The 25,571-nt window shown below is 62.6% G+C and carries 24 protein-coding genes; 2 read left to right on the top strand and 22 right to left on the bottom strand.

The window, feature by feature from the left end; all coding sequences use genetic code 11:
• Positions 1 to 21 precede the first annotated feature (21 nt).
• Both ACIQUS_RS19380 and ACIQUS_RS19375 read left to right on the top strand, forming a co-directional pair.
• A complete protein-coding gene (locus tag ACIQUS_RS19380; protein ID WP_403049927.1) occupies positions 22 to 2,826 on the top strand; it encodes a dermonecrotic toxin domain-containing protein in 2,805 nt (934 codons plus the stop codon).
• Positions 2,827 to 2,916: 90 nt separating this feature from the next.
• On the top strand, positions 2,917 to 5,652 hold the full coding sequence (locus ACIQUS_RS19375) for a dermonecrotic toxin domain-containing protein (protein WP_403049924.1): 2,736 nt from the start codon (positions 2,917 to 2,919) through the stop codon (positions 5,650 to 5,652).
• A 19-nt stretch (positions 5,653 to 5,671) separates the two neighbouring features.
• Here ACIQUS_RS19375 and ACIQUS_RS19370 read toward each other — a convergent pair whose 3' ends face one another.
• The 22 genes from ACIQUS_RS19370 to fliL all read right to left on the bottom strand — a co-directional run bounded on the left by ACIQUS_RS19370 (position 5,672) and on the right by fliL (position 25,332).
• On the bottom strand, positions 5,672 to 6,064 hold the full coding sequence (locus ACIQUS_RS19370; protein WP_403049921.1) for a DUF2802 domain-containing protein: 393 nt from the start codon (positions 6,062 to 6,064) through the stop codon (positions 5,672 to 5,674).
• 1 nt (position 6,065) lies between these two features.
• A complete protein-coding gene (locus ACIQUS_RS19365; protein ID WP_403049918.1) occupies positions 6,066 to 6,545 on the bottom strand; it encodes a chemotaxis protein CheW in 480 nt (159 codons plus the stop codon).
• A 61-nt stretch (positions 6,546 to 6,606) separates the two neighbouring features.
• A complete protein-coding gene (locus ACIQUS_RS19360) occupies positions 6,607 to 7,479 on the bottom strand; it encodes a chemotaxis protein CheW (protein WP_403049915.1) in 873 nt (290 codons plus the stop codon).
• A complete protein-coding gene (locus ACIQUS_RS19355; protein WP_403049912.1) occupies positions 7,479 to 8,267 on the bottom strand; it encodes a ParA family protein in 789 nt (262 codons plus the stop codon). Before ACIQUS_RS19355 ends, ACIQUS_RS19360 begins: the two co-directional genes overlap by 1 nt.
• 45 nt (positions 8,268 to 8,312) lie before the next feature.
• Positions 8,313 to 9,200 carry a flagellar motor protein MotD gene (gene motD / locus ACIQUS_RS19350; RefSeq protein ID WP_403049909.1) on the bottom strand — a complete coding sequence of 296 codons (888 nt, stop codon included), beginning with the start codon at positions 9,198 to 9,200 and terminating at the stop codon, positions 8,313 to 8,315.
• Positions 9,201 to 9,203: 3 nt separating this feature from the next.
• The gene (locus tag ACIQUS_RS19345; RefSeq protein WP_403049906.1) at positions 9,204 to 9,944 is read right to left on the bottom strand and encodes a flagellar motor protein; all 741 of its coding nucleotides are present in this window, start codon (positions 9,942 to 9,944) and stop codon (positions 9,204 to 9,206) included.
• Entirely contained in the window at positions 9,944 to 11,056 is a 1,113-nt protein-coding gene (locus ACIQUS_RS19340) for a chemotaxis response regulator protein-glutamate methylesterase (RefSeq protein ID WP_403049903.1), read from the bottom strand. The genes ACIQUS_RS19345 and ACIQUS_RS19340 overlap by 1 nt, the downstream gene beginning before the upstream one ends.
• A gap of 45 nt (positions 11,057 to 11,101) precedes the next feature.
• Positions 11,102 to 13,318, bottom strand: a complete 2,217-nt coding sequence (locus tag ACIQUS_RS19335) for a chemotaxis protein CheA (RefSeq protein WP_403049900.1) — start codon at positions 13,316 to 13,318, stop codon at positions 11,102 to 11,104.
• Between the two features lie 12 nt (positions 13,319 to 13,330).
• Positions 13,331 to 14,119 (bottom strand): protein phosphatase CheZ, encoded by a 789-nt coding sequence (locus ACIQUS_RS19330; RefSeq protein WP_403049897.1) that lies wholly within the window; start codon positions 14,117 to 14,119, stop codon positions 13,331 to 13,333.
• 19 nt (positions 14,120 to 14,138) lie between these two features.
• Positions 14,139 to 14,513 carry a chemotaxis response regulator CheY gene (locus ACIQUS_RS19325; RefSeq protein WP_036990294.1) on the bottom strand — a complete coding sequence of 125 codons (375 nt, stop codon included), beginning with the start codon at positions 14,511 to 14,513 and terminating at the stop codon, positions 14,139 to 14,141.
• A gap of 104 nt (positions 14,514 to 14,617) precedes the next feature.
• Complete coding sequence (fliA, locus tag ACIQUS_RS19320; RefSeq protein ID WP_285865441.1) at positions 14,618 to 15,358, bottom strand: RNA polymerase sigma factor FliA; 741 nt, start codon at positions 15,356 to 15,358, stop codon at positions 14,618 to 14,620.
• A complete protein-coding gene (fleN, locus tag ACIQUS_RS19315; RefSeq protein ID WP_016393812.1) occupies positions 15,355 to 16,188 on the bottom strand; it encodes a flagellar synthesis regulator FleN in 834 nt (277 codons plus the stop codon). The genes fliA and fleN overlap by 4 nt, the downstream gene beginning before the upstream one ends.
• Positions 16,189 to 16,307: 119 nt before the next feature.
• Positions 16,308 to 17,618 (bottom strand): flagellar biosynthesis protein FlhF, encoded by a 1,311-nt coding sequence (gene flhF / locus ACIQUS_RS19310; RefSeq protein WP_403049892.1) that lies wholly within the window; start codon positions 17,616 to 17,618, stop codon positions 16,308 to 16,310.
• Between the two features lie 11 nt (positions 17,619 to 17,629).
• Entirely contained in the window at positions 17,630 to 19,759 is a 2,130-nt protein-coding gene (gene flhA, locus ACIQUS_RS19305) for a flagellar biosynthesis protein FlhA (protein ID WP_403049889.1), read from the bottom strand.
• A 162-nt stretch (positions 19,760 to 19,921) separates the two neighbouring features.
• Positions 19,922 to 21,055 (bottom strand): flagellar biosynthesis protein FlhB, encoded by a 1,134-nt coding sequence (gene flhB / locus ACIQUS_RS19300; protein ID WP_403049885.1) that lies wholly within the window; start codon positions 21,053 to 21,055, stop codon positions 19,922 to 19,924.
• 2 nt (positions 21,056 to 21,057) lie between these two features.
• Positions 21,058 to 21,834 carry a flagellar biosynthetic protein FliR gene (gene fliR, locus ACIQUS_RS19295; RefSeq protein WP_403049882.1) on the bottom strand — a complete coding sequence of 259 codons (777 nt, stop codon included), beginning with the start codon at positions 21,832 to 21,834 and terminating at the stop codon, positions 21,058 to 21,060.
• 7 nt (positions 21,835 to 21,841) lie between these two features.
• Positions 21,842 to 22,111, bottom strand: a complete 270-nt coding sequence (gene fliQ / locus ACIQUS_RS19290; protein ID WP_403049879.1) for a flagellar biosynthesis protein FliQ — start codon at positions 22,109 to 22,111, stop codon at positions 21,842 to 21,844.
• A 21-nt stretch (positions 22,112 to 22,132) separates the two neighbouring features.
• Positions 22,133 to 22,885, bottom strand: coding sequence for a flagellar type III secretion system pore protein FliP (gene fliP, locus ACIQUS_RS19285; protein ID WP_285865579.1), 753 nt, complete (start codon positions 22,883 to 22,885; stop codon positions 22,133 to 22,135).
• Positions 22,885 to 23,277 (bottom strand): flagellar biosynthetic protein FliO, encoded by a 393-nt coding sequence (gene fliO / locus ACIQUS_RS19280; protein ID WP_403050224.1) that lies wholly within the window; start codon positions 23,275 to 23,277, stop codon positions 22,885 to 22,887. The genes fliP and fliO overlap by 1 nt, the downstream gene beginning before the upstream one ends.
• Before the next feature lie 60 nt (positions 23,278 to 23,337).
• Positions 23,338 to 23,808 (bottom strand): flagellar motor switch protein FliN, encoded by a 471-nt coding sequence (gene fliN, locus ACIQUS_RS19275; protein WP_403049875.1) that lies wholly within the window; start codon positions 23,806 to 23,808, stop codon positions 23,338 to 23,340.
• A gap of 48 nt (positions 23,809 to 23,856) precedes the next feature.
• Positions 23,857 to 24,825, bottom strand: a complete 969-nt coding sequence (gene fliM / locus ACIQUS_RS19270; RefSeq protein WP_403049872.1) for a flagellar motor switch protein FliM — start codon at positions 24,823 to 24,825, stop codon at positions 23,857 to 23,859.
• 9 nt (positions 24,826 to 24,834) lie between these two features.
• Positions 24,835 to 25,332: a flagellar basal body-associated protein FliL gene (fliL, locus tag ACIQUS_RS19265; RefSeq protein WP_403049869.1), complete on the bottom strand. Its 498-nt coding sequence runs from the start codon at positions 25,330 to 25,332 to the stop codon at positions 24,835 to 24,837.
• Positions 25,333 to 25,571 lie beyond the last annotated feature (239 nt).

Below are 25,571 nucleotides of genomic sequence, written 5' to 3'. Positions count from 1 at the left end.
CGTCACCTCAAGGAGCTCCCTATGTTCTGGTCAACCAAAGACTCCATCCAACCACTGTTCAGGTACCTGCGCCCATCAGTTGCCGACTTCCCTCCCGCCCCGCAAGTCCGCAACTTTGTCAGCCCTGGCGTCTTGAAGTTTGTCCGCGAGACATTGTCCGCGTTCCCCCGGCCCGATCGCGAGGCGGCCAGGGTCATCCGTCGCTGGGCCAGTCAACACGGCCAGGACATCGACCCTGACCAGGTCGACGCCGTCACCTTGCACTATCAGAAGCGCGGCCAGCGCTGGATCGCCCGGGTAGTCGAACGCATGAGCATGACTCAAGCGCTGCTGAACAACTGGCAAGGCGAAGGTCTTCCACTGTTCGGAGGTGGATATGGTCTGCCCTGGGCAACCTCTCCCCTGCCAGAACATCCAATCCTGATCGATCCACAACTCGAGGATGGCAATTGGGAGCCCGACGGCGCCTATCAAATCTATAACGGACTGTTCAAACGCAGCGCCTCGAACGACTACGGACGGCATAACCTCGTCAGCCTGCCAGCGCAGGGCTTCACTGAGTTCATCTGGGCCGAAGACTTTCACACCGCTTACCGCAAAATGCTCGATGCATTCTGGCTTAAGGGCTTGTCCCGATACCGCCAATGCGCCCAGATCAGTTTCATCGCCGCCAGCAACAAGCAGGTTCTCGAAGATTCCCTGAGTAACAAAGGACAGGCGCTAGCCCTGCAGGCAGCCGGGGTCCGACCACGACCGCGACATGTGACTGTCCACGCGCTCAATGTCTACGGGTACAGCAGCACGTCGTTGCTTTACGCCAGAAACAGCCAGAGCGGCCTGATCTTGTTGTACATCCCAGGCAACAGCTCACCGCTGCATGAATTCTCGAACGAGCGGCAAATGAAGAGCTGGTTCGCCACCCAATGCAAAGATCCGGATGCCCGTGATCAGTTGCTCCATCACTTTGCGCCTGCGGACCTTCCCGACGGGCTCAGCTACTCTGGCGTGGAAACCGCACTACAAGGGTTGGCTGTCTTCCCCCACAGCTTTCATCTCTCGCCGAACCGTCCTGGCTTCACCACCTCAGGCCAATGGGACCCACAGACCTACATCGATTACCGGGCTGAAACCTACAGCCCGGCCCTCCACGGGGACATGTTTCAAATCCTTGCTGAACGACAAAAAGCGCGAGCCTACGCCGATGCAGACGCCCTGATCACAACGCGGGGACAACTCAGAAAAGCAAAATGGCGCGGCTATCTGGTCAACGCCCTCGCCATCCTCGCACCCTTGGCATTGGCCCACCCGCTACTGGGTGTGCTGTTCGCCGCAGCGAGCATCGCCCAGTTTGGCCTGGGTGTCGATCAGCTGATCAATGGCCGTAGCGCCGAAGCAAAAGCCGAGGGTATCGAAGCGCTATCCTATGGGCTGCTGAATGCCTTGCCGAGCGGTGCGTTCAAGCCCTTTCGCGCCTGGCGTCTGTTCGAACTCAAAAGTCCGCAGTTCATTCGACCACGACGCATCAACAATCATCTGGGCTATCCCCTGAGCGGCGACCCGGCACTTGCGGCGCAAGCCCTGTCCCCGCTGCAGCAAGCGTTTGAATTCCCCACACGCTTTGCCAGCCTGGACGCTGAAAGCCCTGTCGGACGGCTGATCCACCGGTTCAAAGAAGGCAATGGCACACGGCTCAAAGCGTATCTTCACCCTGAGACCGAAGAGTGGGTGGATGTTGAATACGATGCAGCAACCAATCTGTTCGTGCATACCCAAGGCACCGACACCGCCTACTACAAGGCTGAAGAATGGCCCGTCGCGCTGAACAGAGTCGATACACCTCCCGCCCCCGACAACGTCACGCCTGCGCAACGCCAGGCAACCCTTCAAGGGTTAGGCATTGACCTGCAACAACCACTCGACCTTTCCGGCTTCCAGGCCATCAAGCGGAGTCAGATCCCTAAACAGGTGTCGTCCCTCTGGATCGGTAACGCGCGAATGGGTGAACACTACCTTCAGGCAATCGAACAAAACGCCAGTGTGCTGGCGGGCAGTCAATTCAGGTATCAGTTGTTTCTCGGTGGCGACGCCTCAGCCTATGAGCACAATCTGCGCACCCTGGTTGAGCGGGCTCCGGGGCTGGAGGTGCTCAAATTGGAAGAGCAGCCATTCTTCAAGGCGTTCGAGGGCAGCAAGTATTACCCTCAGTATGAGGCCGCAACCGATGCTCGATCGGTCGCCAGGAACTACTCGTCCGCCTCGGACATCCTGCGTTATCGCCTGCTCAGGCATGAGGGCGGAATCTATCTGGATTGCGATGACTTTCTGGATATCCCGGGAAAGTCCCCCGCCGAAGTGAGGGAGCAACTGGAGCAGCTGGAGCTGAGCACCACGGCAAAGGGGTTGATCCTGAACGAGCCGATGTCCAGCGCCCTCCTGGGAATGGACAACGAGTTCAATACCAGCCTGATTGGCAGTCATGCCGGCAATCCGACACTCGACGCCATTTCGGACGAAATACTCCTTCGGTATGAGCAGTTCGAACCTGATTTCTACACGGCTTCGGAAGGCAACCCGGTTGAAAGAGACCTGGACTACGCCAGGCGCCTGAACTTTCTGACCGGCCCGGACGTGCTGAACAGCATCGTGGATCGCGAGCTGCCCTGGTTGCAGCAACTGCGCGAAGCCTACAAGATTCTGATGCTCCCTATCCGTAACCGGAGCCTGTTGATGGACGTCGAGTACTTCGAAAAGGTCCTCCTACCGCGCTTCATGCCGTTGGATGACATGGTGATCGTTGGCGCCGAACACAGTTGGTTAAGCACCTGAGCACCAGCGGCACGATACCTATCTAACACACCCCCGCGCCCGCCAACATTGACCATGGTCGTTCCTTTCTCCTGACAGAGACGACCCACGATGAGCAAGACGTTCCTGAGCCCCAAGGCGATCAAGTTCGCCCATGACACCCTGCAGTCCTTTCCCCGCCCCGATCATGCCGCAGCCGAGGCATTGCGTACCTGGATGCGCTCCCACGGGCTTGATCTGGACCCCGACAAGGTCGATGCCGTGACCCTGCACTATCAGTTCCATGTACACAGCTGGGTCGGCTACGTTGCCAACAGGATGACCATGACCCAGGCCATGCTGAGCAACTGGCAAGGCGAGCATCAGGACTGGCTTGGCCATGGTGCGGGGTACCCCTGGCCTTCGCAGCCGATCCCCCAGGCAGTCACCATCCTCGACCCGAAACACCTGGAGGGCATTTTCGACTCGACCAAGGACTTCTATGTGTACAACGGCCTGTTCCAGCGCACCGACCCACCCGTTTACGGCTGGGACAACCATGTCAGTCTATCCGCCGAGGACTTCATCAATTTCGTCTGGTACAAGGACTTCCACATACCCTATCGACAAATGCTCGACGAGTACTGGAAACAGGGCCTGGAAAATTATCGGCACGCGGCACAGATTGCCTTCGTGGCAGCCTGCAACAAGCAGATGCTCGAAGGCAGCCTGTCCGAGGCGGCGCGCCAGCTCGCCTGGCAAGTGGCAGGCCTGAAGCCGCGCGAGACCAAGGTGCAGGTGGCGCCGTTGAACATCTATGGCTACCCGGCGACGTCATTGCTGTGCATCAAACATCACGCCAGCGGCCTGACCCTGCTCTACATCCCGGGCAACAGCTCGCCACTGCATGAGTTCGCCACCGAGTCGCTGATGAAGACGTGGGTCGCGCAGCAGTGCAAGGACGCACGCAAACGCATGCAACTGATGCAGCACTTTGCCCCGCAAGACCTGGCGGACGGCCTGGATTTCAGTGGACTGGAAACAGCATTACAGGGGCTTGGCGCGTATCCACATAGCTACTTGCGCCCAGCAGATCGCCCTGGCTTCACGACCGACGGCCTTTGGAACCCGCAGCAGTACATCAACTACAAGGTAGCCACCTACAGCCCGCCAATCGAGGGCGATGTGTTCCTGGCCATCGCCCAACGCCAGCAAAGCCGCTCATACGAGGATGCCGATGCCATCATCACCACCGACGCCAGCATCAACAAGACGCGCTGGCGCGGTTACATGGCCAGCGCCCTGACCATTCTGGCGCCACTGGCGCTGGTCTCCCCCTGGCTGGGCCTGCTGTTCGCCGCTGGGGGGATCGCCCAGTTCGGCCTCGGCCTCGATCAAGTCATCAACGGCAAAACGGCCGAAGAGAAAGCTGAAGGCGTGCAATACCAGGCCTATGGCCTGCTCAATGCACTGCCGCTGGCCCATGCGCCCTTTGCCGAGGACTGGCAATTGTTCGAGTTCCGAAGCGCATCGTTCGTGCAACCGCGCCTGATCAACGATCAATGGGGTTACCCGCTCAGTGGCGACCCCGCGCTGGCTGCCAAAGCGTTAAGCCCGCTCGAAGAAGCGTTTCAACTGGACATGAGCGCGCTTGCACTTGACTCTGCGGACAGCGCCGTTGCCGATGCAGTGACGCGAAACATAGGGCCCGATGGCAGGGTGCAGTTAGAGGCCAGTTTGCTGTATGACGAAAACATGCTTGCCCAGAGAGACGTTTACTATGACGCCCGAACCAACCTCTTTGCCCATGCAGAGTCGGGTGTCTGGACTTTCTACTCCCCTGAAGCCGAGAGTCCTGGACTGGTCAAAGCACAGGACCTCCCCTCCGCGGACAGCGTCACCGACCTGAGCCGCCAGCAACGCCTCAGGGCCCTCGGGATAGACCTGCAGCTGCCAGTGGATCTATCCGCCTATTCAGAACTCGTACGCACGGAGATTCCGAAGACATTCTCCAGCGTGTGGATTGGTAACCGGAAGATCGGCGAAGCGTACTTGGAGGCTATCAGCCACAACACCGAGGTGCTGGCAGACACCTCCTATGAGTATCGCCTTTACCTCTCCAGCCGTTCCCCGGAGTATGCGCACAACTTACGAACGCTCGAGCAGCGGGCGCCGGGTCTCAAGGTGCTTGAACTGGAAGACCAGGCCTTCTACAAGGACTTCCAAAACAGCAAATACTTCGAGCAGTACCGTGCGGCGACGGATGCGAGTTCCCCAGGTGTCAACTATTCATCGGCCTCCGATATCCTGCGTTACCGCCTGCTCAATGCCGAAGGAGGCATCTACCTGGACTGTGACGATCGACTGCTGGCGCACGCCAGAGGCGCCGCAGAGGGTACGTTGGTGGGCATCGACCAGGTTTCATTGAGCACCACCCAGGACGGGCTGCTGCTCAACCCTCCCGTGGTCAACCCGCGCCTGGGCATGCTCATCAAGTACAACACCAGCTTGATCGGTAGCCATGCGGGCAACCCGACCCTCGATGCAATCTCGGACGAAATCCTGCAACGCTACCAAGGTAACCGCGACTTCTACCGATCGCGCCCTGCCGCCAACGACACGGAAAAACTCTACCAATACTCGCTTGAGCTCAACCGGATGACCGGCCCTGGTGTCGTGAACGACGTCATCGATGCAAAACTGGGCTGGCTGAAACAGCTTCGAGAACTATGTGCCTTCCTGACCTGCCCTCATGCCAATGGCGAACAGGTGATCGACTTGGCACACTTCCTTGAGCTCGAGGGGCAGTTACTACCGTTGCGTGATCACACGCAAATCGGTTCGGTCCACAGCTGGCTGAGCACCTGAGGGTGCTCAACCGCGCCGCTCAAGCGCGATGCACCTTGCTCATCAGCTCCGCCTCGGCCTGGGTCAGGCCGCAGGACTGGGTCAGCTCATCGACGCTCGCGCCCATGCCCACCAGCCGCGCCGCCTGGGCGAACGACAGGCTGTTGGGGTCACGCTGTTCAAGCTGCAACAGCTTGTCCGGCAGGGGCGCTACCACCGCGCGCAGCTCGTGCAGGGCTTCGCCCATGCGCACGCTGCCGTTCTGGTAGTCATCCAGGCGCTTGGCCAGGTCCTTGATGCGCTGGTCACGCAACGCATCACCCTGGGCCTGTTGCGCGGCCAGCTCGCGCTGGCGCTTGCTGTAGTTCAGGAAGTACCACAGGCTCAGCGCCCAGAGCAGCGCCAGAAATATGACTGCTACCTCGAAGATCAACTCAGATGTTCTCCAGCTCGGACCACTCTTCCTCGGTCATCATCTTGTCCAGCTCGACCAGGATCAGCAGCTCGTTGTTCTTGTTGCACACGCCCTGGATGAACTTGGCCGATTCTTCGTTACCGACGTTCGGCGCGGTCTCGATTTCCGACTGGCGCAGGTAAACCACTTCAGCCACGCTGTCGACCAGGATGCCGACCACTTGCTTGTCAGCCTCGATGATGACGATGCGGCTGTTGTCGGTGATTTCCGTCGGCATCAGACCGAAGCGCTGACGGGTGTCGATCACGGTCACCACGTTGCCGCGCAGGTTGATGATGCCCAGCACGTAGCTCGGGGCACCCGGGACCGGGGCAATTTCGGTGTAGCGCAGGACTTCCTGCACCTGCATCACGTTGATGCCGTAGGACTCGTTGTCCAGTTTGAAGGTTACCCACTGCAGGATCGGATCTTCGGAACCTTGCGCAGACGACTTTTTCATTCCCCTATCCCTCAAAATCCGCCTTCGGCGGTGTGCTCAGTGCGATCGCTGGTGCGACCGTTCATTTATGGGTGGCGTGCAGCTGCTTGACCGCACCGCTGGCGATCAAACCGGCCAGTTCGGCGACGTCGAGCAGTGCGCACATGTGTTCGATGACCGTGCCGGCCAGCCACGGCCGCTGGCCGCGCTGGCTGCGCCATTTGATCTCGTTCGGGTCCAGGCGCAGCGAACGGCTGACCTGATGCACCGCCAGGCCCCACTCGTAGCCCTGGACCGAAATCACGTATTGCAGGCCCTGGCGAAAATCCTCGCGGTAGCGGTCAGGCATGACCCAGCGCGCGGTATCCAGCACTTTCAGGTTGCCGGCCTGGCTCGGCAGAATGCCCAGGAACCAGTCCGGCTGGCCGAACAGCGGCGTCAGCTCTTGCCCTGCCAGTGAATAGATCGAGCCCAGGCACACCAGCGGCACGGCCAGGGTCAGCCCGGCGACATCGAACAGCAGGCATTCGAACGGCTCGGCGGCCCAGGCCGGACGACCATCGACGGTGGCCGGCGGCACGGGCTGGTCGGGTGCCGGTGGCAGGTGGACCTCCACCAGCGGTTCCACATGAGCGGGCGGCTCGGCGACAACGTCAAGCGCAAGCGGCTCGGCAACCGGCGCGGGCATGGCAACCGGCATCAACGCCGGACGCACCGCAGGCACGGGCTCGGCAAAGGGCAGCGCTACGGCCGGGGCCGGCACAGGCTTTTCCTGTCGCGCTACCCGCGCATCGCGCACCTGCTCTTCGAGCACGGCGGCCTGAAATTCGTCGATCTCGATCTCGGGCTCGGGCTCGACCCGTTCAAGCTCCTCGGTGGCTTCATGCAACAGGCCGTCAAGGTAGGACTGCAGGGCCAGTTGCGGGCCGGTGGCCAGCTTTTGTGGAAGGCTCATCAGGCCACCTGCTGGGTGATGTTATGGGTCAGCAGGTGCTTGAGCAGGGCCCGGTAGGCCACCACCCCTCGGCTCTTGCCGTCGAACTGCGACGGCGTCTGCCCGGCCCGGCTGGCGTCGCGCAGGCGGGTATCCACCGGTATGTAGCCTTGCCAGATGGTCTCGGGATAAGCGTCACGCAGCACCCGCAAGGTGCCCATCGATGCCTGGGTGCGGCGGTCGAACAAGGTCGGCACGATATGGTAGGGCAAGGCTTGCTTGCGCGAGCGATTGACCATGGCCAGGGTGCTGACCATGCGTTCCAGCCCCTTGACCGCCAGGTACTCGGTCTGCACCGGGATCACCAACTGCTGGCTGGCCGCCAGGGCGTTGACCATCAGCACGCCGAGCAAGGGCGGGCTGTCGATGATGGCGTAGTCGAAGTCCTGCCACAGCTGCGCCAGAGACTTGGCGATCACCAGGCCCAGGCCACTCTGTCCCGGCGACTGGCGCTCGAGCACGGCAAGGGCGGTGCTGGACGGCAACAGGGAGATGTTCTCGTCGCTGGTGGGCAGCAGCAACTGGCCCGGCAGGCCTTCGGGCACACTGCCCTTGTGCAGGAACAGGTCGTAGCAGCTGTGCTCCAGCGTATCCGGGTTATGCCCGAAGTAGCTGGTCATGGACCCGTGCGGGTCCAGGTCGACCACGACCACACGCTTACCCGCCTCGGCCAGCAAGCCGGCCAGGGCGATGGAAGTGGTGGTCTTGCCGACGCCACCCTTTTGATTGGCTACTGCCCAGACTCTCATTACGTCGCTTCCTCCCACCAGGGCGACCTGCCCTGCCGGGAATGGTTATGGGTTCGGTGACGGAGGATTGACGCGATTGCCTCCCACCGTCGGTGATAGCGCTGGCGGTGCAGTTTGTGTGCCAGCCCGCTTCAATGCCGCGTCCGGTGTGGCGTTGGCGCTCCCGCTGGCGGTCAGGCTGCGGCGCACTTCCAGGTTGCGCGAGATCACCAGCACCACCCGGCGGTTGCGTGCCCGGCCTTCGGCGCTGGCATTGCTGGCAATCGGCTGGAATTCGCCGTAGCCGACCGCGGCCATGCGCGCCGGGTTCACCCCGTCCATCGCCAGCAAACGGACGATGCTGGCGGCCCGCGCCGACGACAGCTCCCAGTTGGTCGGGTACTGGGCGGTGCGAATCGGCAGGTCGTCGGTAAAGCCTTCGACATGCACCGGGTTGGCGAACGGCCTGAGAATCCGCGCCACCTTCTCGATGATGTTGAACGCCACGTCGCTGGGCATGGCATCGCCACTGCCGAACAACAACGAGGAATTGAGCTCGATCTCGACCCACAGTTCGTTGCCGCGCACGGTCATCTGGTCGGACTTGATAAGGTCGCCGAAGGCATCGCGCACATCGTCGGCAATGCGCTTGAGCGGATCGATGCTGGCCTGCGCCAGCCCCGCATCGACCTGCTCGCTGTCCTTGATCAACGGCTCGGCCGGTTTGACGCTCAACGGACGCTCATCACCGATGGGGATCGGCTTCAGGCTGCGCTCGGGGTCGTTGAACACCCCGATCAGCGCCTGGGAAAGGATCTTGTACTTTCCTTCGTTGACCGAGGAAATCGAGTACATGACCACGAAGAAGGCGAACAGCAAGGTAATGAAGTCGGCATAGGACACCAGCCAGCGTTCGTGGTTTTCGTGTTCCTCGGGTTGTCGACGGCGCGCCATGCGTTACTCCATGAAGCCCTGAAGCTTCAGCTCGATCGAGCGCGGGTTCTCGCCCTCGGCGATCGACAGCAAGCCTTCCAGGAGCATTTCCCGGTAGCGCGACTGACGCATGGCCAGGGCCTTGAGCTTGTTGGCGATCGGCAGCAGGATCAGGTTGGCACTGGCCACGCCATAGATGGTGGCGACAAAGGCCACGGCGATACCGTTGCCCAGCTGTGACGGATCGGCCAGGTTGCCCATGACATGGATCAGGCCCATCACTGCGCCGATGATACCGATGGTCGGCGCATAGCCGCCCATGCACTCGAACACCTTGGCCGCCTGGATATCCCGGCTTTCCTGGGTGTAGAAATCCACTTCGAGGATGCTGCGGATGGCCTCGGGTTCGGCGCCATCGACCAGCAACTGCAGGCCCTTGCGCGCATAGGGATCCGGCTCGGCATCGGCCACGCCTTCCAGGCCCAGCAGGCCTTCCTTGCGCGCGGTCAGGCTCCAGTTGACCACCCGGTCGATGCCACCGGCCAGGTCGATACGCGGCGGAAAGAGAATCCAGCGCACGATCTGCAGCGCCCGCTTGAAGGCGCTCATGGGCGTTTGCAACAGCGCCGCGGCCAGGGTACCACCGAGCACGATCAGGGCCGCCGGGCCGTTGATCAGGGCCGTCAGGTGGCCGCCTTCGAGGAAGTTGCCACCGACGATGGCAACGAACGCCAGGATGATGCCGATAAGGCTCAGGACATCCATCAGACGCACGCCTCGACCAGGTGCTTGCCGATCTCGTCCAGGCTGTAGACCGCATCGGCCAGGTTGGCCTTGACGATGGCCATGGGCATGCCATAGATCACGCAACTGGCTTCATCCTGGGCCCAGACCGTGCTGCCGCCCTGCTTGAGCAGGCGCGCGCCTTCACGACCGTCGGCGCCCATGCCGGTGAGTACCACCGAGAGCACCTTGTCGCCGTAGGATTTGGCCGCGGAGCCGAAGGTGATGTCCACGCATGGCTTGTAGTTCAGGCGCTCGTCACCTGGCAGGATCTTCACCGCACCGCGTCCGTCGACCATCATCTGCTTGCCACCGGGTGCCAGCAGAGCGAGGCCCGGACGCAGCATGTCGCCGTCCTCGGCTTCCTTGACGCGGATCTTGCACAGCTTGTCCAGGCGCTCGGCAAAAGCCTTGGTGAAGGCTGCCGGCATGTGCTGGATCAGCACGATCGGTGCCGGGAAGCTGGCCGGCAGCTGGGTCAGGACCCGCTGCAGCGCCACCGGCCCACCAGTGGAGGTGCCTATGGCCACCAGCTTGTACGGCTTGCGCTTGGGCGCCGGCGAGGTCGCGGCCGCTGCACGCACCGGCGCGCTGGCGCGCGGCGCGGGGCTGGTGCCCAGGCTGCTGACGCTCGGCGCTGGGTGCGCGGCCGGCTGCGGTGCCGGCGCGGGACTGGCGTAGGCACTGGAGCGACGGTTGCTGCGGGAAATGGTATGGACCTTTTCGCACAACAGCTGCTTGACCTTCTCCGGATTGCGGGAGATGTCTTCGAAGTTCTTCGGCAGGTAATCGACGGCCCCGGCATCCAGGGCATCGAGGGTTACCCGCGCGCCTTCGTGGGTCAGCGAGGAGAACATCAACACCGGGGTCGGGCAACGCTGCATGATGTGACGCACAGCGGTGATGCCATCCATCATGGGCATTTCGTAGTCCATGGTGATGACATCGGGCTTGAGCGACAGTGCCTGGTCGATCGCTTCCTTGCCGTTGGTCGCGGTGCCCACGACCTGGATAGTCGGGTCCGCTGAAAGAATTTCCGAGACACGGCGGCGGAAGAAACCGGAATCATCCACCACCAGGACCTTGACTGCCATAAACACTCCATTAGGGGGCGCGGCGTGCGGGCCGCGCCACCAGAATCAAATACGCCGGGCAGCGTAACGCTTGAGCATGCTCGGTACGTCGAGGATCAGCGCAATGCGCCCGTCACCGGTGATGGTGGCGCCCGACATGCCCGGCGTGCCCTGGAGCATCTTGCCCAGCGGCTTGATGACCACTTCTTCCTGGCCCACCAGTTGATCGACGACGAAGCCGATCCGCTGGGTGCCCACCGAAAGGATCACCACGTGGCCCTCGCGCTGCTCTTCATGAGCGGCGGAACTGACCAGCCAACGTTTGAGGTAGAACAACGGCAAGGCCTTGTCGCGCACGATCACCACTTCCTGGCCGTCGACCACGTTGGTGCGCGACAGGTCCAGGTGGAAGATCTCGTTGACGTTGACCAGCGGGAAGGCGAAGGCCTGGTTGCCGAGCATGACCATCAGGGTCGGCATGATCGCCAGGGTCAGCGGCACCTTGATGACGATCTTCGAGCCCTGGCCCTTGGCCGAGAAAATGTTGATCGAGCCGTTGAGCTGGGAAATCTTGGTTTTCACAACGTCCATGCCCACGCCACGACCGGACACGTCGGAGATCTCGGTCTTGGTCGAGAAACCCGGGGCGAAGATCAGGTTGTAGCAGTCCGACTCGCTCAGGCGATCGGCCGCATCCTTGTCCATCAGGCCCTTCTCTACCGCCTTGGCGCGCAGCACGTTGGGATCCATGCCCTTGCCGTCGTCGGAAATCGACAACAGGATATGGTCGCCTTCCTGCTCGGCCGAGAGCACCACCTTGCCACCCCGGGCCTTGCCCGACGCTTCGCGTTCTTCAGGGGTTTCGATGCCGTGGTCGACGGCGTTGCGCACCAGGTGCACCAACGGGTCGGCCAGGGCCTCGACGAGGTTCTTGTCCAGGTCGGTTTCTTCACCGACCAGTTCCAGGTTGATCTCTTTCTTCAACTGCCGGGCCAGGTCACGAACCAGGCGCGGGAAGCGCCCGAAGACCTTCTTGATCGGCTGCATGCGGGTCTTCATCACCGCGGTCTGCAGGTCGGCGGTGACCACGTCCAGGTTCGACACGGCCTTGGACATGGCCTCATCGCCGCTGTTCAGGCCCAGGCGCACCAGGCGGTTACGCACCAGCACCAGTTCGCCGACCATGTTCATGATCTCGTCCAGGCGCGCGGTATCGACCCGCACGGTGGTTTCCGCTTCGCTGGCGGCCTTGTCGGCAGCCGGGGCGGCCTGTCGGGCCGGCGCGGGCGCAGCCGCCTTGGTCGGGGCGGCGGCAGGCACTGGTGCGGCGGCAGGCTTGGCCGCAGCCGGTGCGGGTGCAGGTGCGGGCTTTGCAGCTACAGCCGCAGTTGCAGCCGGAGCAGCGGCAACGCTGTCGGGCGCGAACTTGCCCTTGCCGTGCAGTTCATCGAGCAGCGCTTCGAACTCGTGCTCGGTGATGTGATCGTCAGCAGCGGCCGGCGCCGACGCCTGGGCCGGTGCCGCAGCCGCGGGCAAGGCGTCGACGGCGAAGGTACCCTTGCCATGCAACTGGTCGAGCAGCGCCTCGAACTCGTCGTCGGTGATCTCGTCGCTATCACTCTGGGCGGCCACGGGCGCAGGCGCCGGAGCAGCCAGCCCCTCGGGAGCGAACTGGCCCTTGCCGTGCAATTGGTCGAGCAGCGACTCGAACTCGGCGTCGGTGATTTCGTCGCTGGCGGCGGCAGGTGCCTGCACCTGTGCTTCAGCTTCGGCCTTGACCGCGTTGAGCGAGTCGAGCAACTGTTCGAATTCAGTGTCGGTGATGTCTGCTTCGGCTTGCGCCTCGGGCGCGGCCTCGACCACCGGCTCAGGCGCCGGTGCCTGCTCGGCGCCACCCGGCTCGGCCAGGCGCGACAGCGCCGCCAGCAGCTCAGGGGTGGCCGGGGTGATCTCACTGCGCTCGCGCACCTGGCCGAACATGCTGTTGACCGTGTCCAGGGCTTCCAGGACCACGTCCATCAGCTCGGCGTCGACGCGACGTTCACCCTTGCGCAGGATGTCGAAGACGTTCTCGGCGATATGGCAGCACTCCACCAACTCGTTGAGCTGGAGGAAGCCGGCGCCCCCTTTTACAGTGTGAAAACCGCGAAAGATCGCATTGAGCAGGTCGGCATCATCGGGACGGCTTTCCAGCTCGACCAGTTGCTCGGACAGTTGCTCAAGAATCTCGCCGGCTTCTACCAGAAAATCCTGGAGGATTTCTTCATCGGCGCCGAAGCTCATTAAACGTGCTCCCTAAAAACCCAGACTGGACAGCAGATCGTCGACATCGTCCTGACCGGACACGACGTCTTCACGCTTATCGGCATGAATCTGCGGACCTTCACCCCGAGTCGGATGTTTTTCTTGATCTTTTTCAGCACGCAGCTGCTGGTGGTCATGTTCGATACCGGCAAAACGGTCGACTTGACTGGCCATCAGCACGAGCTTGAGCAGATTGCTTTCTACTTCGGTGACCAGCGCGGTGACGCGCTTGATCACCTGACCGGTGAGGTCCTGATAGTCCTGAGCCAACAGAATGTCGTTGAGGTGGCCGGCGACCTTGCGGTTACCCGCCTCGCTGCGCGTCAGGAAACTGTCGACGCGCCGGGCCAGCTCGCGAAACTCAGGCGCCGCCACTTCGCGGCGCATGAAGCGCTGCCAGTCGACACTCAAGGCCCGGGCTTCGTCGCTCAGCTCGTTGAGTACCGGCGTGCTGGCCTCGACCAGGTCCATGGTGCGGTTGGCCGCACCCTCGGTCAGCTTGACCACATAGGACAGGCGCTCGGTGGCGTCGGTGATCTGCGACACTTCCTCGGCCTGCGGCATGTGCGGGTCGATCTGGAAACTGACGATCGCGCTGTGCAGCTCGCGGGTCAGTTTGCCGACTTCCTGGTACAGGCCACGGTCTCGGGTCTGGTTCAGCTGATGGATCAGTTGCACCGCGTCGCCGAATTTGCCTCGCTCAAGGCTGTCGACCAGCTCCTGGGCATGTTTTTTCAGCGTCGACTCGAACTCGCCCAAGGATGAATGTGATTGCTCCATAGCGCCCCCGTGGCGAGTCTTAGCTGTTCACGCGCTCGAAGATCTTCTCGATCTTTTCTTTGAGCACCTGTGCGGTGAACGGCTTGACCACATAGCCGTTGACGCCGGCCTGGGCCGCTTCGATGATCTGCTCGCGCTTGGCCTCGGCAGTCACCATCAGCACCGGCAGGTGCTTGAGGCGTTCATCGGCGCGCACTTTGCGCAGCAGGTCGATACCGGACATGCCAGGCATGTTCCAGTCGGTCACGAGGAAATCGAAATGACCGCTTTCGAGCATCGGCAACGCGGTGTTGCCGTCATCGGCTTCCTGGGTGTTGGTGAAGCCCAGGTCGCGCAGCAGGTTCTTGATGATCCGCCGCATCGTCGAGAAATCGTCGACGATGAGGATTTTCATGTCTTTGTTCAATTAGACCTCCAAGCAGTCTTAGACGCGCTCAGCGCTGAACGCGCATTCAATCAATTCGGGTAATGCATTTCGCGACTGCATCGAACCTGCGTTCAACGCGCCCGCCATTCTCCCAGGCGACTGCGCAGACGCGCCGCGCACTGGCTGTGCAACTGGCTGACACGTGACTCGCTGACCCCCAGCACCTCGCCGATTTCCTTGAGGTTCAGCTCCTCGTCGTAATACAGCGCCAGTACCAGACGCTCGCGCTCCGGCAGGTTGGCAATGGCCTCGGCCAGGGCCTTCTGAAAGCGCTCGTCTTCCAGGTCGCGCGAAGGCTCGAGCTGGGCACTGGCGCCATCCTCGTGCAGGCCTTCATGTTCGCCGTCCTGCAACAGGTCGTCGAAGCTGAACAGGCGGCTGCCCAGGGTGTCGTTCAGAATCCCGTAGTAATCATCGAGACTCAATTGGAGTTCGGCAGCAACCTCGTGATCTTTAGCATCGCGGCCGGTTTTTGCTTCAATGGCGCGAATCGCGTCACTGACCATGCGGGTGTTGCGGTGCACCGAACGCGGTGCCCAGTCGCCCTTGCGCACTTCATCGAGCATTGCCCCGCGGATCCGGATACCGGCATAGGTTTCGAAACTGGCACCCTTGCTCGCGTCGTACTTGTTGGCGACTTCGAGCAGGCCGATCATCCCGGCCTGGATCAGATCCTCCACCTGCACACTGGCCGGCAAGCGCGCCAGCAAGTGGTAGGCGATGCGCTTGACCAGGGGCGCGTAGCGCTCGATCAATTCGTATTGGGCATCGCGTGAAGCCTTGCAGTACATCCGGTATCCGCTGGCATTCATAGCACAGGTCCCGCACTCGTCGGCTGCACCAGGCGCTCGACGAAAAACTCAAGGTGGCCACGCGGGTTGGCAGGCAGCGGCCAGCTGTCGACCTTCTGGGCAATGGCCTTGAACGCCAGCGCGCACTTGGAGCGCGGGAAGGCTTCATAGACCGCACGCTGCTTCTGCACCGCCTTGCGCACGCATTCGTCGTACGGCACCGCGCCGACGTATTGTAGGGCCACGTCCAGGAAACGATCCGTGACCTTGGTCAACTTGGCGAACAGGTTGCGCCCTTCCTGCGGGCTCTGCGCCATGTTGGCCAGGACGCGGAAACGGTTCATGCCGTAGTCGCGGTTGAGCAGTTTGATCAGCGCGTAGGCGTCGGTGATGGAGGTGGGCTCGTCGCACACCACCAGCAGCACTTCCTGGGCCGCGCGCACGAAGCTGACTACCGAGTCACCGATACCCGCAGCGGTGTCGATCACCAGCACATCGAGGTTGTCGCCGATTTCGCTGAAGGCCTGGATCAGACCGGCGTGCTGGGCCGGCGCCAGGTGCACCATGCTCTGGGTGCCGGAGGCAGCCGGCACGATGCGCACGCCGCCCGGCCCCTGCAACAACACGTCGCGCAGTTCGCAGCGGCCTTCGATCACATCGGCCAGGGTCCGTTTCGGGGTCAGGCCCAGCAGAACGTCGACGTTGGCCAGACCCAGGTCGGCGTCCAGCAGCATGACCCGACGGCCAAGCTCTGCCAACGCCAATGACAGGTTTACCGACACGTTGGTCTTGCCGACGCCACCTTTGCCGCCAGTTACGGCGATCACCTGTACGGGATGCATGCTACCCATGTTTGTTCATTACCTTGTCTTGCTTAGACCGAGGCCACATGAACGGCTGCGCTTTCAACACCTGAAAAATGCATGGCAGACCATCTATGCAGATACTTTGCAACGTCTTCACAATCACCTCAGCCGACACGTTTGCCGGAGCTGTGGTAGAGATCAGCGAACATATCGGCCATGGCCTCTTCGCTGGGCTCGTCCTGCATCTGCACGCTCACGGCGCGGCTGACCAGCTGGTGGCGGCGCGGCAAGTGCAGATCGTCAGGAATGCGTGGCCCGTCAGTAAGATAGGCCACTGGCAGTTCATGACTGATGGCCAGGCTCAGGACTTCGCCCAGGCTGGCCGTTTCATCGAGTTTGGTCAGGATGCACCCGGCCAGTCCGCAGCGCTTGTAGCTGTGGTAGGCGGCGGTGAGCACCTGCTTCTGGCTGGTCGTTGCCAGCACCAGGTAATTCCTGGCGGCAATGCCGCGACCGGCAAGGGTCTCCAGCTGCATGCGCAGGGCCGGGTCGCTGGCCTGCAGGCCGGCGGTATCGATCAGCACCACGCGCTTGCGCAGCAGCGGCTCCAGCGCCTGGGCCAGGGACTGGCCCGGGTCGACGTGGGTCACCGAAACGTTGAGGATCCGCCCCAGGGTCTTGAGCTGCTCCTGGGCACCGATGCGGAAACTGTCCATGCTCACCAGGGCCAGGTTCTGCGCGCCGTACTTGAGCACGTAACGCGCCGCGAGCTTGGCCAGGGTCGTGGTCTTGCCCATGCCGGCCGGGCCGACCATGGCAATCACCCCGCCCTCTTCGATCGGCTCGATTTCCGGCACCTCGATCCGCCGTGCCAGGTGCGCGAGCAGCATGCGCCAGGCATGGCGCTGCTCATCGATACCGACGGTCTGGTCGAGCAGTTCGCGCGCCAGCGGACCGGACAGGCCGATACGCTGCAGGCGCCGCCAGAGGTTGGCCTGTTGCGGCTGGTTGCCTTGCAGCTGGCTCCAGGCCAGGGAGCCGAGTTGAACTTCGAGCAGCTCGCGCAGACCGCTGAGCTCCGAGCGCATGGCATCGAACAGGCGTGGGTCGACCGGCGCGGCAGGCGCAACAGCCGGGGCGACAGGCTCGTCGACATGAGGCTCGACCAAAGGCTCCGAGGCGGTCAGCGGCAGCCCGGCAAACAATTGGCGGTTGCCGTCCTCGCTTTCGCTGCGACTGCCGAGTTCGGCCTGGGCGGTGACGATGCGCGACTGGGTCTTGCGCAGTTCGACTTCGAGCTCGACATTCGGAACCCGTGGCGCCAGGGCGGACAGCTTGTAGTCCAGCGCAGCCGTCAGCTCGACACCGCCAGCAATCCGTCGGTTGCCGATGATGGCGGCGTCAGCCCCCAGCTCATCTCGAACCAGCTTCATGGCCTGACGCATATCGGCGGCGAAAAAACGCTTAACTTGCATAACCCACTACCTCAGCCGTTGGGGCCTACTGTGGCAACGATGGTGACTTGCTTGTTGTCAGGTATTTCCTGATACGCCAAAACATGCAAATTCGGTACAGCCAGGCGGCCGAAGCGCGACAGCATTGCCCGTACCGGTCCTGCGACCAGGAGGATCGCCGGCTGCCCCTGCATCTCCTGACGCTGGGCCGCTTCGATCAACGAACGCTGAAGCTTTTCGGCCATGCTCGGCTCCAGAAGAACACCGTCTTCCTGACCTTGCCCGGCCCTTTGCAGACTATTGAGCAAAATCTGTTCCAACCTTGGCTCAAGGGTGATCACAGGCAGCTCGGACTCAACGCCGACAATGCTTTGCACGATGGCGCGACACAATCCGACGCGCACCACGGCGACCAGCGCGGCGGTATCTTGACTCTTGGCCGCATTGTTGGCGATTGCCTCGGCAATGCTGCGGATATCGCGCACCGGCACCTGCTCGGCCAGCAGCGCCTGCAGGACCTTGAGCAGGCCCGACAACGAAATGACACCCGGCACCAACTCTTCGGCAAGTTTAGGTGACGCCTTGGCCAGCACCTGCAGCAGTTGCTGGACCTCTTCGTGGCCAATCAGCTCGTGGCAGTGCTTGTGCAGGATCTGGTTCAGGTGGGTGGCGACCACCGTGCTGGCATCGACCACGGTGTAGCCCAGCGACTGCGCCTGGCTGCGCTGGTTGACGTCGATCCACACCGCTTCCAGGCCAAAGGCCGGGTCGCGGGCGGCGATGCCGTTGAGGGTACCGAACACTTGCCCGGGGTTGATCGCAAGCTCCCGATCCGGGTAGATCTCTGCCTCGGCCAGGATCACGCCCATCAGGGTCAGGCGGTAGGCACTGGGGGCCAGGTCGAGGTTGTCGCGGATGTGCACCGTGGGCATCAGAAAGCCCAGGTCCTGGGACAGCTTCTTGCGCACGCCCTTGATCCGCGCCAGCAACTGGCCGCCCTGGTTGCGGTCCACCAGCGGAATCAGGCGATAGCCCACTTCCAGGCCGATCATGTCGATCGGGGTGACGTCGTCCCAGCCCAGTTCCTTGGTTTCCAGGGCGCGCTGTGGCGATGGCAACTGGTCCTGCTGGCGCTGGACCTCCTCCAGGGCCTTGACCTTGGCCTGGTTCTGCTTGCGCCAGACCAGGTAGGCACCACCACCGGCCAGCAGGCCGAGGCTGATGAAGGCGATATGCGGCATGCCCGGCACCAGGCCCATGACGATCATCAGGCCGGCCGAAACGGCCAGGGCCTTGGGCGAATCGAACATCTGCCGGTTGATCTGCCTGCCCATGTCCTCGGAACCGGAGGCACGGGTCACCATGATCGCGGCGGCGGTGGACAGCAGCAGTGATGGCAATTGCGCCACCAAACCGTCACCGATGGTCAGCAACGCATACACCTTGCCGGCGTCGGCGAAGGCCATGTTGTGCTGGAACATGCCGACGGCCATGCCGCCGATCAGGTTGATGAAGAGGATCAAGAGGCCTGCGATGGCGTCACCGCGGACGAACTTGCTGGCACCGTCCATCGAACCGTAGAACTCGGCCTCCTGGGCCACCTCGGCGCGGCGCGACTTGGCCTGGGCCTGGTCGATCAGGCCGGCGTTGAGGTCAGCGTCGATGGCCATCTGCTTGCCGGGCATGGCATCGAGGGTGAAGCGCGCGCTCACCTCGGAAATCCGCCCGGCGCCTTTGGTCACCACCACGAAGTTGATGATCATCAGGATCGCGAAGACCACGATACCGACCACGTAGTTGCCGCCGATCACCACCTCGCCGAAGGCCTGGATCACCTTACCAGCGGCGGCGTGACCATCGTGACCATGGAGCATCACCACCCGCGTGGAGGCCACGTTCAGGGCCAGGCGCAACAGGGTCGCCACCAGCAGGATGGTCGGGAAGGCGGCAAAATCCAGGGGCCGCAGGGCATAGACGCAGACCAGCAGGACCACGATCGACAAGGCGATGTTGAAGGTGAAGAACACGTCGAGCAAGAACGGCGGGATCGGCAACATCATCATTGCCAGCATCACCAGCAGCAGCAACGGCACGCCCAGATTGCCCCGACCCAACCCGGCCAGGTTGTTACGGGCACTGCTGATTAACTGAGAGCGATCCACCGGTATTCCTCGTTGAGCTCAAGCAAAACTTTGACGCGAACGACGTGCGTTGCGCTGCTCTTTGCAAAAAGCTTTCCAACTTTGGAAATTGAGGTGACTGGATCGCGGGGCAAGCCCTATCCTACAGCACCTGTAGGAGCGGGCTTGCCCCGCGAAAGGAACTCAATCGCGACGCAGGTCCGGCGGAATCGGCGGCTCCTTGAGTGGCTCGGGCGCCTTGCCCTTGCCGGCCTGGTACTGGCGGATCTGGTAGACGTAGGCCAATACCTGGGCGACGGCCAGGTACAGCCCCGCAGGAATTTCTTCTTCGAGCTCTGTGGAATAGTAGATCGAACGCGCCAGGGCCGGCGATTCGAGCACCTGGATCTTGTGCTCCCGGGCAATTTCGCGAATCTTCAGGGCGAGGAAATCCGCGCCCTTGGCCAGCAGCAGCGGCGCAGAGCCCTTCTGCGGATCGTACTTGAGGGCCACGGCATAGTGGGTCGGGTTGGTGATGATCACGTCCGCCTCCGGAACCGCCGCCATCATCCGCCGCTGCGCCGCCTCACGCTGCAGTTGGCGAATGCGCTGCTTCACTTCCGGCTTACCCTCGCTGTCCTTGTACTCGTCGCGCACTTCCTGCTTGGTCATCTTCAGCTTGTTCAGCGCCTGCCACAGCTGGAACGGTGCATCCACCGCCGCGATCAACAGCAAGCCCGCCGCCATCCACAAGGCGCTCCAGCCCACCACCTGGACACTGTGGATAATCGCCTGCTCGATGGGCTCGTTGGCGATGGCCAACAGGTCGTCGCGGTCCGAGGCCAGCACCGCCAGGGCCACCAGCAGGATCACGAAAAACTTGGCCAACGCCTTGATCAGCTCGACCAGCGCATGCATGGAGAACATGCGCTTGAGCCCCGACAGCGGGTTCATCCGGCTGAACTTGGGCGCCAGGGTGCCGGCGGCGAACAGCCAGCCTCCCAGCGAAATCGGGCCGATGATTGCCGCCAGCAGCAGCACCAGCAGCACCGGCTGGGTAGCCAGCAACGCCATCTTGCCGGAGGCGAGCAGGAAGATCCCCATCGAGCGCTCATCGATCAGCACCTCGCGCGACAGGCTGAAGTTGATGCGCATCAGCTCCATCAGGGTTTCGGCCAGGCCACCGCCGAACGCCAGCAACGCGCCGGCACCGGCCAGGGTCACGGCGACGGTGTTGAGCTCCTTGGAACGGGCGACCTCGCCCTTCTCACGGGAGTCCTTCTTGCGTTTCTCGGTGGGGTCTTCTGTCTTGTCCTGACCGCTTTCGCTCTCTGCCATGCTCAGCGCGCCCGTGCCAGTTCACGCAACCACTGCAACGCTTCGGTGGCCAGCGACTGGTAATGAGGAAGAACGTCGGCCAGGCCGACCCAGAAAATCAGCAGACCCAACACCAGGGTCAGCGGAAAGCCGATGGAAAAGATGTTCAACTGCGGCGCGGCGCGGGTCATGACGCCAAAGGCGATATTGACCACCAGCAGCGCGGCGATCACCGGCAGCACCAACAGCAAGGCCGCACCGAACACCCAGCCCAGGCGCCCGGCCATTTCCCAGAAGTGATTGACCAGCAACCCGCCACCAATGGGCAAGGTGGTGAAGCTTTCGGTCAGCACCTCGAACACCACCAGATGGCCATTCATGGCCAGGAACAGCAAGGTCACCAGCATGGTCAGGAACTGGCTGACCACTGCCACGTTGACGCCGTTGGCCGGATCGACCATGGAGGCGAAGCCCATGCCCATCTGGATCGCAACGATCTGCCCGGCCACCACGAAGACCTGGAACAACAGCTGCAACGACAGCCCAAGCAACGCGCCGATGATGACCTGCTCGGCAATCAGCAGCAGCGCACTCAGGTCCAGGGCATTGACCTCGGGCAGCGCCGGCAAGGCGGGGACGATGACGACGGTAATCGCCACCGCGAAGTACAAGCGGATGCGCGCCGACACCAGGGTGGTACCGAATACCGGCATGGTCATCAGCACGGCGGCAACGCGAAACAGCGGCAGGATGAAACTGGCCACCCAGGTGCCGATCTGTGCGTCGGTCAGTTCGAGCATCGACGACTCAACCGATCAGCTGCGGAATGCTGCCGTACAACGACAGGATGTACTCCATGAACTTCTGCACCAGCCAGGGGCCTGCCACGATCAGGGTGATCAGCATGACCAGCAGGCGAGGCAGGAAGCTCAGGGTCTGTTCGTTGATCTGGGTGGCGGCCTGGAACATCGCCACCACCAGGCCCACCAGCAGGCTGGGCACCACCAGCACAGCCACCATCAGGGTGGTCAGCCACAACGCATCGCGAAACAGGTCGACGGCCACTTCAGGGGTCATGGGCTACTTCTCCTTGCGGCGTCAGACACCGCCGAAACTGCCGGCCAGGGTACCCATGATCAGGGCCCAGCCATCGACCAGCACGAACAGCATGATCTTGAACGGCAACGAGATGATCAGCGGCGACAGCATCATCATACCCATGGCCATCAGCACACTGGCCACCACCAGGTCGATGATCAGGAACGGAATGAAGATCATGAAGCCGATCTGGAAGGCGGTCTTGAGTTCCGAGGTGACGAAGGCCGGTACCAGGATGGTCAGCGGCGCCTGCTCGGGACTGGCGATGTCGGTGCGCTTGGACAGGCGCATGAACAGGTCCAGGTCGCTCTGGCGGGTCTGGGCCAGCATGAACTCCTTGAGCGGCACCTGGGCCTTGGCGATCGCTTCCTGGGCCACCATCTGCTCGTTCAGGTAGGGCTGCAGGGCATCCTTGTTCACCCGGTCGAACACCGGGGCCATGATGAACATGGTCAGAAACAGCGCCATGCCGGTGAGGATCTGGTTGGACGGCGTCTGCTGCAGGCCCAGGGCCTGGCGCAGGATGGAGAAGACGATGATGATCCGGGTGAAACTGGTCATCAGGATGACGAACGCCGGGATGAAACTCAGCGCCGTCATGATCAACAGGATCTGCAGGCTGACCGAGTATTCCTGCTGGCCGTCGGCACCGCTGGACAGGGTGATCGCCGGGATCGACAACGGGTCGGCAGCCACGGCCAATGGCGCTGCCAACAGCAACAGCAGCGTCAACATCATGCGCAATGCGCCCATCACGACCTACCCTTCTGATCCTTGCCCATCAGCTCCATCAGGCGCTGGGCGAATTCTGGTGTTGCCTGGCGGGCACCGGCAGGCACTTCGACCGGTTCGGCCATGACATGCAGGGCCTCGATCGAGCCGGGCGTATGACCGATGAGGATCTGCTCCTTGCCCACCTGGATCAGCAACAGGCGATCCCGTGGTCCCAGGGCGCGACTGCCGAGGATCTCGATCACCTGGCCGTTGCCGGGCGCTGCGTTCTGCACACGGCGCAACAACCAGGCCAGAAAGAAGATCAAGCCCAGCACCAGCAGCAGGCCCAGCACCAACTGGGTCAGTTGTCCGGCCGCGCTACCACCGGCGCTCGGCGCCACCACGGCAGCTGCCGGCTGCGCGGTGGCCATGGCCACATCGACGTAGAAGGCGGCCAGCAGTGCCAGGCCGCGTCGCAGGAGCCGGCTCACTCAGCGCAGCTTCTTGATGCGTTCGCTCGGGCTGATCACGTCGGTCAGGCGGATGCCGAACTTCTCGTTGACCACCACCACCTCGCCATGGGCGATCAGCGTGCCGTTGACCAGCACGTCGAGCGGCTCACCGGCCAGGCGATCCAGTTCGATCACCGACCCCTGGTTGAGCTGCAGCAGGTTGCGAATGTTGATTTCGGTGCTGCCCACTTCCATGGAAATGCTCACCGGGATGTCCAGGATCACATCCAGGTTCGGTCCTTCCAGGCTGACGTTCTCGCTGTTGCGCGGCGAGCTGCCGAACTCTTCCATGGGCAGGCGGTTGTTGGCCGTCGAACCGCCGCCGACATCCGCAGCCAACAAGGCATCGATATCGGCCTGGCCGGCATCACCGGTCTCTTCCAGGGCCGCAGCCCACTCATCGGCCAGGGCCTGGTCGTCTACGGAGGTGAAGTCGTTTTCGTTAGCCATTTTGTCCTCGACGGGCAATCAATTCGGAGTGGGAACCGGCGGCGCTGCTCAGCGGCGCTCGATCGGATCGATAATCTGCAGGGCCAGGGTGCCCTTGTGCGAGCCCAGCTTGGCCTTGAACGACGGCACGCCGTTGGCGCGCAGAACCAGGTGTTCGGGCATCTCGACCGGAATCACGTCGCCCGGCTGCATGTGCAGGATGTCGCGCAGCTTCAACTGGCGACGGGCAACCGTGGCGCTGAGCGGCACGCTGACGTCCAGCACGTCTTCGCGCAGGGCTTTTATCCAGCGCTCGTCCTGGTCGTCCAGGTCGGACTGGAAACCGGCGTCGAGCATTTCGCGCACCGGCTCGATCATCGAATACGGCATGGTCACGTGCAGGTCGCCGCCACCGCCGTCGAGTTCGATGTGGAAGGTCGAGACCACCACCGCCTCGCTCGGGCCGACGATGTTGGCCATGGCCGGGTTGACCTCCGAGTTGATGTACTCGAAGGTGACCGGCATGATCGCCTGCCAGGCTTCCTTGAGGTCAATGAAGGCCTGGTCCAGCACCATGCGCACCACGCGCAGCTCGGTCGGGGTGAATTCACGCCCCTCGATCTTGGCGTGACGACCGTCACCGCCGAAGAAGTTGTCCACCAGCTTGAACACCAGCTTGGCGTCGAGGATGAACAGCGAGGTGCCGCGCAGCGGCTTGATCTTCACCAGGTTCAGGCTGGTCGGCACGTACAGCGAGTGCACGTACTCGCCGAACTTCATCACCTGCACGCCGCCTACCGCCACGTCGGCGGAGCGGCGCAGCAGGTTGAACATGCTGATCCGGGTGTAGCGGGCAAAACGCTCGTTGATCATTTCCAGGGTCGGCATGCGTCCGCGAACGATGCGGTCCTGGCTGGTCAGGTCATAGCTCTTGATGCTGCCCGGTTCGGCGTTGCTTTCGGTTTGTACCAGCCCATCGTCGACGCCATGCAACAAGGCATCGATTTCATCCTGGGACAGCAGGTCCTGCACGGCCATCGGTGGCTCCTACTGCAATACGAAATTGGTGAACAGCAACTGGTCGACGACCGGTTTGCCGACTTCCTTCTGTGCCACTTCCTGGACGCTGGCGGTGGCCTTCTGGCGCAGCATCTCCTGGCCCACGGGGCTGGCCAGGGTGTCGAAGCCCTGCCCGGAGAACAGCATCACCAGGTTGTTGCGAATCACCGGCATGTGCACTTTCAGCGCGTCCAGCGCGGCCTGGTCGCGACCCTGCATGGTGATGCTCACCTGCATGAATCGCTGACGACCGTTCTGGTTGAAGTTGACCACGAAGGCGGGGGCCAGGGGCTCGTAGATGGCCGCAGGCTTGAGGTTGCCGGCCTGCGCCGGATCGGCGACCGACTTGTCTTCTGGCTTGTGCAGGAAGAACCAGGTGGCACCGATCGACAGGCCGATAGCCAGCACGAATGCCAGCACCAGCAGCAGGATCAGCTTGAGTTTGCCTTTAGCGGCGGGGTCTTTCTCTACGTCGCTCTTCGCCATGCCAATATTCCGTCATTCATCGGAGAATTCAGTCACATGGCGTGGGTTGAGCAAGTGTTATGCCAACCTTGTTTGTGTGGGAGCGGGGGGGGGGGCGGGGGGGGGGGGGGGGGGGGGCCCCCCCCCCCCCACGGGGGGGGGGGGGGGGGCCCCCCCCCCCCCCCCCCGACGCCACCACCAACGCGGCCCCCGACGGGCAGAACCCGCCGCACCACCACCCACCCCACGCAACGAGAAAC

The sequence above is a fragment of the Pseudomonas sp. NPDC090755 genome (assembly GCF_044769005.1).
GTDB lineage: Bacteria > Pseudomonadota > Gammaproteobacteria > Pseudomonadales > Pseudomonadaceae > Aquipseudomonas.
Note: the sequence above shows the minus strand (reverse complement) of the source record. Positions and strands in the feature narration are given on the sequence as shown.